12 protein-coding genes, 2 tRNA genes, 1 pseudogene and 1 riboswitch are annotated in these 12242 nt (G+C 30.6%); of the genes and pseudogenes, 11 read left to right on the top strand and 4 right to left on the bottom strand.

Going from position 1 to position 12242, the window contains the following annotated elements:
* Nucleotides 1-62 precede the first annotated feature (62 nt).
* Nucleotides 63-170, top strand: a riboswitch (yybP-ykoY riboswitch).
* 74 nt (nt 171-244) lie between these two features.
* The 4 genes from IDG66_RS10985 to IDG66_RS10970 all read left to right on the top strand — a co-directional run bounded on the left by IDG66_RS10985 (nt 245) and on the right by IDG66_RS10970 (nt 6616).
* Nucleotides 245-1048 (top strand): TerC family protein, encoded by an 804-nt coding sequence (locus IDG66_RS10985; protein ID WP_000928416.1) that lies wholly within the window; start codon nt 245-247, stop codon nt 1046-1048.
* A 218-nt stretch (nt 1049-1266) separates the two neighbouring features.
* A complete protein-coding gene (locus tag IDG66_RS10980) occupies nt 1267-3591 on the top strand; it encodes a S1C family serine protease (protein WP_001793567.1) in 2325 nt (774 codons plus the stop codon).
* A gap of 16 nt (nt 3592-3607) precedes the next feature.
* Complete coding sequence (locus tag IDG66_RS10975) at nt 3608-4966, top strand: TrkH family potassium uptake protein (protein ID WP_000021864.1); 1359 nt, start codon at nt 3608-3610, stop codon at nt 4964-4966.
* Nucleotides 4967-5104: 138 nt separating this feature from the next.
* Nucleotides 5105-6616: a bifunctional metallophosphatase/5'-nucleotidase gene (locus IDG66_RS10970; protein ID WP_000414174.1), complete on the top strand. Its 1512-nt coding sequence runs from the start codon at nt 5105-5107 to the stop codon at nt 6614-6616.
* Between the two features lie 179 nt (nt 6617-6795).
* Here IDG66_RS10970 and IDG66_RS10965 read toward each other — a convergent pair.
* From IDG66_RS10965 to IDG66_RS10955, 3 genes are all read right to left on the bottom strand, one after another.
* Nucleotides 6796-6884 (bottom strand) — tRNA-Ser (locus IDG66_RS10965).
* 2 nt (nt 6885-6886) lie between these two features.
* Nucleotides 6887-6961, bottom strand: a tRNA-Asn gene (locus tag IDG66_RS10960).
* Between the two features lie 141 nt (nt 6962-7102).
* The gene (locus IDG66_RS10955; RefSeq protein ID WP_000287265.1) at nt 7103-7672 is read right to left on the bottom strand and encodes a competence protein ComK; all 570 of its coding nucleotides are present in this window, start codon (nt 7670-7672) and stop codon (nt 7103-7105) included.
* Between the two features lie 209 nt (nt 7673-7881).
* Here IDG66_RS10955 and IDG66_RS10950 point away from each other — a divergent pair, with 209 nt between their 5' ends.
* On the top strand, nt 7882-8100 hold the full coding sequence (locus tag IDG66_RS10950; protein WP_000876826.1) for an IDEAL domain-containing protein: 219 nt from the start codon (nt 7882-7884) through the stop codon (nt 8098-8100).
* 80 nt (nt 8101-8180) lie between these two features.
* Here IDG66_RS10950 and IDG66_RS10945 read toward each other — a convergent pair whose 3' ends face one another.
* On the bottom strand, nt 8181-9167 hold the full coding sequence (locus IDG66_RS10945; RefSeq protein WP_000668820.1) for a lipoate--protein ligase: 987 nt from the start codon (nt 9165-9167) through the stop codon (nt 8181-8183).
* A 198-nt stretch (nt 9168-9365) separates the two neighbouring features.
* On the opposite strand from IDG66_RS10945, the gene IDG66_RS10940 reads away from it, so the two are divergent.
* From IDG66_RS10940 to IDG66_RS10915, 6 genes and pseudogenes are all read left to right on the top strand, one after another.
* Nucleotides 9366-9542 (top strand): YkvS family protein, encoded by a 177-nt coding sequence (locus IDG66_RS10940; RefSeq protein ID WP_000214898.1) that lies wholly within the window; start codon nt 9366-9368, stop codon nt 9540-9542.
* Between the two features lie 14 nt (nt 9543-9556).
* Nucleotides 9557-10159, top strand: coding sequence for a CPBP family glutamic-type intramembrane protease (locus tag IDG66_RS10935; protein ID WP_001033867.1), 603 nt, complete (start codon nt 9557-9559; stop codon nt 10157-10159).
* A 240-nt stretch (nt 10160-10399) separates the two neighbouring features.
* Complete coding sequence (locus tag IDG66_RS14320) at nt 10400-10477, top strand: putative holin-like toxin (RefSeq protein ID WP_099112139.1); 78 nt, start codon at nt 10400-10402, stop codon at nt 10475-10477.
* Between the two features lie 538 nt (nt 10478-11015).
* The gene (locus IDG66_RS10925; RefSeq protein ID WP_031893173.1) at nt 11016-11117 is read left to right on the top strand and encodes a hypothetical protein; all 102 of its coding nucleotides are present in this window, start codon (nt 11016-11018) and stop codon (nt 11115-11117) included.
* Nucleotides 11118-11126: 9 nt separating this feature from the next.
* Nucleotides 11127-11399: a lactococcin 972 family bacteriocin gene (locus IDG66_RS10920; protein ID WP_001797239.1), complete on the top strand. Its 273-nt coding sequence runs from the start codon at nt 11127-11129 to the stop codon at nt 11397-11399.
* Between the two features lie 43 nt (nt 11400-11442).
* Nucleotides 11443-12242: pseudogene (locus tag IDG66_RS10915) on the top strand (bacteriocin-associated integral membrane family protein); the annotation flags it as partial.

Here is a 12242-nt window from a genome sequence, read left to right as displayed (position 1 = left end):
AATAAATTGTATATTTTAAAAGAAAAAGGTATACTATGATGTATCAAATGAATAACCTATGGCATTTTGTCAGAGGGGAGTAACTTAAGAATCATGACCGTATAAATGATTCGACACTTTATCGTCATTACGAAGATATCTTCCGGTAAAGTGGGCAATTTAAATTGCTTAGTGAGACCTTTGCTATTTATTTAGCATAGGTCTTTTTGTTTGTACTTAACTTATTTATTTAAAGGAGTTGTACATGTTAATGGATCCAAGTTTGATCTTACCTTATTTATGGGTACTTGTCGTTTTAGTATTTTTAGAAGGCTTATTAGCAGCAGATAACGCGATTGTTATGGCTGTAATGGTTAAGCACTTACCACCCGAACAACGTAAAAAAGCTTTGTTTTACGGTTTGTTAGGTGCATTTGTATTTAGATTTTTAGCATTATTCTTAATTAGTATTATCGCGAACTTTTGGTTTATTCAAGCTGCAGGAGCGGTTTACTTAATTTATATGTCAATCAAAAATCTGTGGCAGTTCTTTAAACACCCAGAAATTGAAAGTCCTGAAGCTGGAGATAATCATCATTATGATGAATCTGGTGAAGAGATTAAAGCAAGTAACAAATCATTCTGGGGAACTGTGTTGAAAATAGAATTTGCAGATATCGCATTTGCCATTGATTCTATGCTTGCTGCTTTAGCTATTGCTGTAACACTTCCTAAAGTTGGTATTCACTTTGGTGGTATGGACTTAGGTCAGTTCGTAGTCATGTTCCTAGGTGGAATGATTGGTGTTATTCTAATGCGTTATGCAGCAACATGGTTTGTAGAGCTATTAAACAAATATCCAGGACTTGAAGGTGCAGCCTTCGCGATCGTTGGTTGGGTAGGTGTTAAATTAGTTGTCATGGTATTAGCGCACCCAGACATCGCTGTATTGCCTGAGCACTTCCCACATGGCGTATTATGGCAATCTATTTTCTGGACAGTACTAATTGGATTAGTAATTATCGGTTGGTTAGGTTCAGTTGTTAAAAATAAAAAATCGCATAAATAATTGATGTGAAGCGGACAATCTTAATTTAGTTTAAGGTTGTCCTTTTTCATTTAATTGAGTGATTTATGAAAAATGGATTTTGAAGAATGTGAATCAAAAGATGCGATATAGTATTAAGAAAATGTGCCTTTTATATTTAGCATTTTTTCAATAGAAATTATATAGATTTTAAAGCAAATTAGGTGTTAATGTGTCATAATGATAAGTGATTTTATTGAATGGAGTGGACATTAGTGGATATTGGTAAAAAACATGTAATTCCTAAAAGTCAGTACCGACGTAAGCGTCGTGAATTCTTCCACAACGAAGACAGAGAAGAAAATTTAAATCAACATCAAGATAAACAAAATATAGATAATACAACATCAAAAAAAGCAGATAAGCAAATACATAAAGATTCAATTGATAAGCACGAACGTTTTAAAAATAGTTTATCATCGCATTTAGAACAGAGAAACCGTGATGTTAATGAGAATAAAGCTGAAGAAAGTAAAAGTAATCAGGATAGTAAGTCAGCATATAACAGAGATCATTATTTAACAGACGATGTATCTAAAAAACAAAATTCATTAGATTCAGTGGACCAAGATACAGAGAAATCAAAATATTATGAGCAAAATTCTGAAGCGACTTTATCAACTAAATCAACCGATAAAGTAGAATCAACTGACATGAGAAAGCTAAGTTCAGATAAAAACAAAGTTGGTCATGAAGAGCAACATGTACTTTCTAAACCTTCAGAACATGATAAAGAGACTAGAATTGATTTTGAGTCTTCAAGAACTGATTCAGACAGCTCGATGCAGACAGAGAAAATAAAAAAAGACAGTTCAGATGGAAATAAAAGTAGTAATCTGAAATCTGAAGTAATATCAGACAAATCAAATACAGTACCAAAATTGTCGGAATCTGATGATGAAGTAAATAATCAGAAGCCATTAACTTTGCCGGAAGAACAGAAATTGAAAAGACAGCAAAGTCAAAATGAGCAAACAAAAACCTATACATATGGTGATAGCGAACAAAATGACAAGTCTAATTATGAAAATGATTTAAGTCATCATATGCCATCGATAAGTGATGATAAAGATAACGTCATGAGAGAAAATCATATTGTTGACGATAATCCTGATAATGATATCAATACACCATCATTATCAAAAACAGATGACGATCGAAAACTTGATGAAAAAATTCATGTTGAAGATAAACATAAACAAAATGCAGACTCGTCTGAAACGGTGGGATATCAAAGTCAGTCAAGTGCATCTCATCGTATCACTGAAAAAAGAAATAATGCTATTAATGACCATGATAAATTAAACGGTCAAAAACCAAATGCAAAGACATCGGCAAATAATAATCAAAAAAAGGCTACATCAAAATTGAACAAAGGGCGCGCTACAAATAATAATTATAGTGACATTTTGAAAAAGTTTTGGATGATGTATTGGCCTAAATTAGTTATTCTAATGGGTATTATTATTCTAATTGTTATTTTGAATGCTATTTTTAATAATGTGAACAAAAATGATCGCATGAATGATAATAATGATGCAGATGCTCAAAAATATACGACAACGATGAAAAATGCCAATAACACAGTTAAATCGGTCGTTACAGTTGAAAATGAAACATCAAAAGATTCATCATTACCTAAAGATAAAGCATCTCAAGACGAAGTAGGATCAGGTGTTGTATATAAAAAATCTGGAGATACGTTATATATTGTTACGAATGCACACGTTGTCGGTGATAAAGAAAATCAAAAAATAACTTTTTCGAATAATAAAAGTGTTGTTGGGAAAGTGCTTGGTAAAGATAAATGGTCAGATTTAGCTGTTGTTAAAGCGACTTCTTCAGACAGTTCAGTGAAAGAGATAGCTATTGGAGATTCAAATAATTTAGTGTTAGGAGAGCCAATATTAGTCGTAGGTAATCCACTTGGTGTAGACTTTAAAGGCACTGTGACAGAAGGTATTATTTCAGGTCTGAACAGAAATGTTCCTATTGATTTCGATAAAGATAATAAATATGATATGTTGATGAAAGCTTTCCAAATTGATGCATCAGTAAATCCAGGTAACTCGGGTGGTGCTGTAGTCAATAGAGAAGGAAAATTAATTGGTGTAGTTGCAGCTAAAATTAGTATGCCAAACGTTGAAAATATGTCATTTGCAATACCTGTTAATGAAGTACAAAAGATTGTAAAAGATTTAGAAACAAAAGGTAAAATTGACTATCCCGATGTAGGTGTTAAAATGAAGAATATTGCCAGTCTAAATAGTTTTGAAAGACAAGCAGTTAAATTGCCAGGAAAAGTTAAGAACGGTGTTGTTGTAGATCAAGTTGACAACAATGGTTTAGCAGATCAATCTGGTCTGAAAAAAGGTGATGTAATTACTGAATTAGATGGCAAACTTTTAGAAGATGATTTACGCTTTAGGCAGATTATATTTAGTCATAAAGATGACTTGAAATCAATTACAGCGAAGATTTATAGAGATGGTAAAGAGAAAGAAATTAATATTAAACTAAAATAATGTTGAGGTGAACAACGTGTCAATTTTTAGCCAGTTTTTAAAAAGATCAAGCCCTCAACAAGGTATTGTATTGTACTATATCGTCGCAATTGTCATTGCATTTTTATTATTAAACTTACCGTATGTTCATAAACCAGGTGTAGAAGTAAATCCAATTGACACATTATTTGTTGCCGTATCCGGAATTAGTGTTACTGGATTGTCTCCGATAAGTATTGTCGATACCTATTCTACATTTGGACAATTAATTATCCTCGTGATATTAAATATTGGTGGAATTGGCGTCATGGCAATTGGTACGATGTTATGGGTGGTACTAGGTAAACATATTGGAATTAGAGAACGTCAGTTAATTATGTTAGATAATAACAAAAACACAATGAGTGGTACCGTCAAATTGATTATTGATATTGTAAAATCAATATTTGTAATCGAACTCGTAGGAGCCATGTTATTAGCATTTTACTTTTATCGAGATAATCCAGATTTAAAATATGCAATCATGCAAGGTGTTTTTGTTTCTATTTCTGCCACTACCAATGGTGGATTAGATATTACAGGTAAGTCATTAATTCCTTATGCACATGATTATTTTGTACAAGCGATAGTTATATTTTTAATAATTTTAGGATCAATCGGCTTCCCAGTATTATTAGAAGTTAAAGCTTATATTCAAAATAGGGTTACTAATTTTAGATTTTCATTATTTACTAAAATTACGACATCAACATATTTATTCCTATTTATTGTTGGGGTATTAGCCATTCTATTATTTGAACATAACCATGCGTTCAAAGGATTAAGTTGGCATCAATCGTTATTCTATTCGCTGTTTCAATCAGCGACTACAAGAAGTGCGGGTCTTCAAACAATTGATGTGACAACACTAAGTGACCCCACTAATATTATCATGGGTATTTTAATGTTTATAGGATCTTCGCCAAGTTCGGTTGGTGGCGGTATTCGTACAACAACTTTCGCTATTTTAATTTTGTTTTTAATTAACTTTAGTAATAATGCCGATAAAACATCCATTAAAGTTTACAATAGAGAAGTACACATTATGGATATTCAACGTTCATTTGCAGTATTTACAATGGCGACAATTTTAACATTTTTAGGAATGCTAATTATATCAGCTACTGAAAATGGTAAGCTTACATTTTTACAAGTATTTTTTGAAGTCATGTCTGCATTTGGAACTTGTGGACTATCGCTTGGTGTCACAAGTGATATTAGTGATATTTCTAAGGTCGTACTAATGATACTCATGTTTATAGGACGTGTTGGCTTAATATCATTTATCATTATGATAGCAGGACGTCGAGAACCAGATAAATTCCATTATCCAAAAGAACGTATTCAAATAGGATAATATAATAGCAATCTAAGTTTAGTTAATGTAGATTTTAACTGGAACTTAGATTGCTTTTTTAGTTTGTATTTTTAACTTATTTTATAAGACGATTGGTTTCGAAAATGGTAAACTAGTAACAATGAGAGGTGTAACATGATGGAAAAAAATGAAAACATTAATGTAGAGATTTTAACTACGTCAGATATGCATAGTCATTTCTTAAATGGTGATTATGGTTCAAATATTTATAGAGCTGGTACTTATGTTAACCAAGTAAGAGCACAAAATCATCGCGTCATTTTATTAGATAGTGGCGGAAGTTTAGCTGGCTCGTTAGCGGCCTATTATTATGCTATTGTTGCACCTTATAAACGACATCCAATGATAAAGTTAATGAACAGAATGCATTATGATGCTAGCGGTGTGAGTCCAAGTGAATTCAAGTTTGGTTTATCATTTTTAACTCGTTCAATTGCTTTGGCACGTTTTCCATGGTTATCAGCAAATATTGAATACAATGTTACTAAGGAGCCTTATTTTTCAACTCCATATTGTATTAAACATTTTGGTGACTTAAAAATTGCTATCGTAGGCGTTACAGCAGATGGTTTAATGGAAAATGAGTATTCTGAAATGGAGCAAGATGTATCTATTGAAAAGACATTAGTGGCATCAAAACGATGGATTAGATATATCCATGAAGTTGAAGAGCCGGATTTTTTGATTGTAATTTATCATGGTGGATTGAATAAAATTAGTAATAGTACGAAAAATAAAAAGGCAAGTTCGAATGAAGCTGAAAAATTAATGGAAGAACTCGGTGTTATAGATTTAATGATTACAGCTCATCAGCATCAAACAATAGTCGGTCAAGATCATGAAACGTATTATGTTCAGGCTGGTCAAGATGCAAAAGAGCTTGTACATCTTTCGATTAATTTTAAAAAGAGAACAACAACTTATGATGTTGAAAGCATTGATTCTAAAGTGATTGACTTAAATGAGTATGAAGAGGACCAAGAATTATTAGATTTAACATTCTATGATAGAAAAGCAGTGGCTTATTGGTCACAGGAAATCATAAGTGATAAAGGTTTGATGTTATCAGTAAATGGGTTACAAGATTTAGTCTGTCAAACACATCCATTTTCACAATTATTACATGATGCAATTCACCTTGCATTTGATAATGATATAACATGTGTCCACGTGCCTATGAACGGAGAGAAGGGGTTGAGTGGACAGATTCGAAATGAAGATTTGTATCATGCATACCCATATCCAGATAAGCCAATGGATATGACAATTAGTGGTCAAAATATCAAAGATATATTGGAGTATAGTTATTCACATTTAGATTTTGTTAACGAGCAATTAAGCTTAACAATTATTGATGAAACGTTATGTACAATGTGGCAAGGATTCAATTATGAGATTGATATGAATCAAGAACCTGGGCAACGAGTAATGTTAGATCAAATTGATTTGAGTAAGAGTTATAGAGTTACAATGACTGACTATTGTTATCGTAACTACAAGAATTATTTAAAAAATGCTATTATACATGAATCATACGATGAAACAATGAGTACATTAATTGCAGAGAAGTTAAGAGATCCGAATTATCATATTTCATGTAGTGATAATTTTATAGTTAAAAACAGGTAAATATTGCTATGTAATAAATTAATTATAAGTTCAACAAGTATAAAAACCTTTCTTAGAGAAGATTATCTAGGAAAGGTTTTTAGAATTTTAAAATTGATATAAAAGAACAGTGAAATTCTCATTCATTATATATAAGTAAACAAAAAAGCTAAAATGGTATATACCATTTTAGCAAGTAACGGAAACGGAGGGATTCGAACCCTCGCGCCGCTTTCGCGACCTACACCCTTAGCAGGGGCGCCTCTTCAGCCAACTTGAGTACGTTTCCAATGGCTCCACAGGTAGGACTCGAACCTACGACCGATCGGTTAACAGCCGATAGCTCTACCACTGAGCTACTGTGGATTAATTTGTATGTGTTTGAATATCAAGCACAAATATTATTATAACAAGATTAAGTTAATTTGCAATAGATACCTTAAAAAAATATGCAGAACATTTACACTATATTTATAAAACATTCCGCATATTTTAAAAATAAACAATTTATTTATCTTCAAATAAAGAATAGCGTGTCAATGCTTCAAACACATTCAATGTGGCTTTATTATAATCTATTGGTTGGTCGGGATTTTTTGATATCATGCGAGATTGTTTATCTACCATGTAATAGTAAAAAATGGAATTGTTATATTGATGCCATAAACTGTGGTATGAAACATGAAGAATGATTGATTCATTATTAATAAATGTCACTTTACATTTACGATTTTTTAATTCTTTAATACTTTCGATATAATGCATATTTAACCAAATATTTTCATTTTGTCTGTCAGAATGTGTTGGGAAAAAATAAGTTGGAAATAATGGTGTTAGTAAAATAGGTGGTTTACTAGAAATGCCAGTAATGCGGTTTGTCTCTGCTTTCTTGCCAAGATAAGTATTACCATAAAATTTGCAAGAGCGTTCAATGATTTTCTGGACTTTAAAAGGATTTTGAATACGCGTTTTGTCAAACCGAATTATTTCACTACCGTTTCTTTGATCGTCATCATCAAATGCTGGTCGAATAACCATGTCTCCTTTGCGTATCACATAAATATTTTGAGAATACATAAGCAAAACCTCGCTTTATTAAGTTTTAAACCATTAATATAAAAATACAATTAATGATATAAAGATATTTTATAATAAAATTCTGAGTTGTCAAGTTATTATTTTGGTGAAAATGTACAATAATTTTTAACTAATAGTCAGAATATTCATTGATTTCAAAATTAGAAAAATGTATACTTATTATAAATTAAAGAAAGGTAGTGGTTTCTATGAAATACAATACTAATGTTAAACATACAACTTTAGAAGCGTTTGTCACAACCGTCAATGATTTGGGTATTGAATTAATTATCAATGAAGCACTTCGAGAGGTAAGAAAACGACAGCTCATAGAACTTATAGATGACGCACTCGTCAATAAAGATGAAGCAGCATTTAATCAATATACGGCAGAATACAAAAATTTGGAGGCATTTCTCGGTGAATAACATTGATTCGAATTCCATAACGCAATCATAAAAGGACTATTCTTAACATCTCATACATGTAAGAATAGTCCTTTAATCGTTTATGACATTAATCTAATTAATTCATGTCTATCTATGTCACCGAAATAGTGATATAAATCATATTCTGATAGTGCTTCTTCTATGTGCTCAAAGTCGTGTAGACAGCCAACTAATGCATTTTCAAGATCAGTGACATCTCCGACACCAAAGAAATCACCGAAAATTTTTGCATGTTCGATTTTACCTCGTTTAACATCAAACTTAATTTGTACAAATCCTTTTTCAAATTTTTCCTCGCGTTCAAAGTTATATTTAGGGTTTCTACCATAATTCCATTCCCAAGTTCTATATTTGTCGTTACTTAACTTTTCAATATTTTCCCAATCTTCATCCGTTAATTTATATTCTTCTACTTCAGTTTCTCCAAAGATAGTTTTCAAGATGATTTTTTTAAATTCTTCAATTTCTAAAGGGTCATTTAAAAATTCTTGAATGTTTGCTACTCGTTTACGAACAGATTTAATACCTTTTGATTTAATCTTAGCTGGATTAACTTTTAGTGCATTCTGAACTTCGTCTAAATCACTATTTAACATCAACGTACCATGACTAAACATTCTATTTTTAACTTTAACCATGGCATTCCCTGAGATTTTCGCTTGTCCAACTTGAATATCGTTACGACCAGTTAATTCAGCATTGACGCCTAAAGATTGTAATGCTTGAACAATTGGTTCAGTGAATTTTTGGAAATTGTGGAAACTGTTACCATCATCATCTGTTATGAAACTAAAGTTTAAATTGCCAGTATCATGATAAACAGCGCCACCACCAGAAATTCTTCTTACTACATCGATGTTATGAGCATCTATATATGTCTGATTTACTTCCTCTATCGTATTTTGATTCTTTCCAACAATGATAGATGGTCTATTTATGTAAAATAAAAAGTAACTTTCTTCTGCTGGTAAATTTTTTAAAACATATTCTTCCATTGCTAAGTTTAAAGTTGGATCTGTAATATTATTATTACTAATGAATTTCATTACAATCTCTCCCTTATATCTATATATATTCTCTACTTATTTATGCCTTAACTTTGCTCAAAATGCCAATTATATACTCACAAATCATTCTAAATATCGGCTTAAAGTTACATTTTATTATTTTTGATTGTTAATAGTTTATTTGTTAAGTGAATTTTAGTACAATATAATTTAGTTATGATTTAAGGAGGACTTAAAATGACTGTTGCAGAAGTGGGTAACATTGTTGAGTTTATGGATGGATTAAGAGGTCGTGTTGAAAAAATCAACGATAACTCTGTTATTGTTGACTTAACAATTATGGAAAATTTTAATGACCTTGATTTACCGGAAAAAACTGTTATCAATCATAAACGATATAAGATTGTTGAATAAGAAGGTAAGTTATAATGAATAAAATCTCGAAGGCTTTAACTTGGTTTATTATAAGTTTCATTATATTTCATCTCATATTATTTATTATGTGGGGCGAACACCAAGAATACTGGTATTTATATACAGGTATAATGCTAATTGCTGGTATCAGTTATGTATTTTATCAAAGAGATATTGAATCTAAGCGGTTGCTTACATCAATTGGTGTTGGTATTATTACAGCAATTATTTTAATTATGCTTCAACTTTTATTCTCACTTATAACTTCTAATTTAAGTTATAGTTCATTAATTAAAGAATTAGCAAGAACAGGTGTCAATTGGAAGTGGCAAATGTTAGTAACTTTACTTTTTGTCATTCCATGTCACGAGTTATATATGAGAACTGTTTTACAAAAAGAATTAACACATTTTTCAATACCGAAATGGGTAGCTATATTAATAACTGCAATTTGTTCTAGTTCATTATTTATTTATTTAGATAATTGGTGGATAGTAACATTTATATTTGTTGCACAAGTGATATTATCATTAAGTTATGAGTATACTCGACGTATAGCAACAACATCCGTTGCACAAATTGTAGCTATTATATTGTTATTAATTTTTAATGCTTAAATAAGCTTTTCTTAGACGTATGTGTTCTAAGAAAAGCTTTTTTGCTTAAGAATAGCAATACGAAGATTCGAGGCATGCTTCATTATAGTGGTAATATTTTATAAAAATAGTATAATAATTTGTGGGCAAGTTGAATTGATGGTGGCTATCTGAGTAAAGGGGGGTGGTGCCTATGGCATTACTTAACACTTTTGAAAGGAAAAGCCTATTGTGATATCTATTGCAAACGCATTACATTTAATGTTAAGTTTCGGTATGTTTATCGTCACTTTCATTGGTATAGTAGTAGCAATAATAAATTTAAGCAATAAAAAATAACCATCATTTCAAAACTTTGACATAGAATGATGGTTAAAGAAAATCTCATTTAGTCACCGTCTTTTTAACGGGCTCATTAGGCGACATGTTCCTGCATGTCGTCTTTTTACATTTTTATAGTAACATATCTTTTATTTAATTGTCTATTTTTATTAGATGTGTAACAAAATTTTGAAGTATTTTCCGTATATTGCCTGCTAAACATGTCAGATTTGAAAGGAAAATCATACTGTGGTAGAAATCAATTATGATTATATGGTAGTACTTATAAATAAGTGATTTCTATTGAATATGTAATGAAGTTCATATATTAATATAACTTTCATTGATATAGAAGTCGCAATGATTAATTTAAACAATAAAAAACAACCATCATTTCAAAACTTTGACAACGAATGATGGTTAAAGAAAATCTCATTTAGTCACCGTCTTTTTAACGGGTTCAATAGGGGACATGTTCCTGCATGTCGTCTATTTATGCACTGCGCAATTTAACAATAATACAATTATACTTTGATGTCCATTTAACATAAAGTGGTTGAAATTTGTAGCAAATAAATTAACCTTGAATATTTTCAGAAAATTCTGTATAAATAACGAAAAAGAGATATGGATTAAATATGAAGAGGTGTTTTTATAGAAGAATAAAATTTTTGGCACTATATTATATTTAACTTTAGCACTTGGATTATCAACAGCAGCTTATGCATCTACAGAATACGCAGAAGGAGGCACTTGGAGTCACGGTGTCGGCAGTAAGTATGTTTGGTCTTATTATTATCATGGTCATAAAGGACATGGTGCAACAGCTATTGGAAAATATAGATCATTTAGTGGTTATACAAGAGCTGGTGTAAAAGCAAAAGCATCAGCTACTAAACATAATTGCTGGGTCAATAGAGCGTATTATAACATTTATTAAATACTAAAAAATCATAGAAAATAAACAACGCAAGAGGTACAACATGAAATGGTTCAAATTAATACTTGATGTTACAACCTTCATTCTGATTGCTATATTGTTATTTGTTTATACATATAAAGAAAACGAAGAAATATTGCCTGATACTAAATACCCTATAGCGGTAACTGACTGGAATAAAAAATATAGTAAAAATGAGATTTATAAACGTATAAATCAATTCGCTAAAAATGAGAACGTAGCAATCTATAAATCAACTTCAAATTATACAAACAAAAACGTAGATAAAGATATATATGTATTTAATAAATCAAAAGCAACAACTATCACTCCTTTTAACGCTAAATATAACATTCATTATTTAAGTGACGACGAATTATTAAAAAAGATATCAAAGGAAGTTATTTTGTAAAAGACAAAAATTTTGACGTGTCTAAATTCATAAATTTTTTAAAAGAATATGGTGTTACTGCTGAATCATACAAAATAGATCATATGATGATTGCCGTTGGTGTCATTAAACAAATGAATATAGAAGTTCCGTTATCCGCACTTTTAATCGTTTATTTTATTTATTATATTTTCGAAAAGAACATTAATTTCAAAGCGTATGCGATTAAGTATTTAAATGGTTTTACATTAAGAAAAATAATTTTTGAAAATTTTTCAAAAAAATGCACGTATTGGGTAACGTTAATCATAAGTCAAATTCTTTTAACTACAAGTGTACTTTGGATATTAAATTACACGGGTAATTTAGATTTATTCATATTAAGATTAGTTCTGCTTTCATGTCTTTTCATTTTAACGATTAGTGTTATTAATTTATGGACTTTCTTAATG

This window comes from Staphylococcus sp. EG-SA-18, assembly GCF_017151825.1.
GTDB lineage: Bacteria > Bacillota > Bacilli > Staphylococcales > Staphylococcaceae > Staphylococcus > Staphylococcus aureus.
The sequence above is the reverse complement of the archived record's forward strand: the minus strand, read 5'-3'. Positions and strand labels throughout refer to the sequence as shown.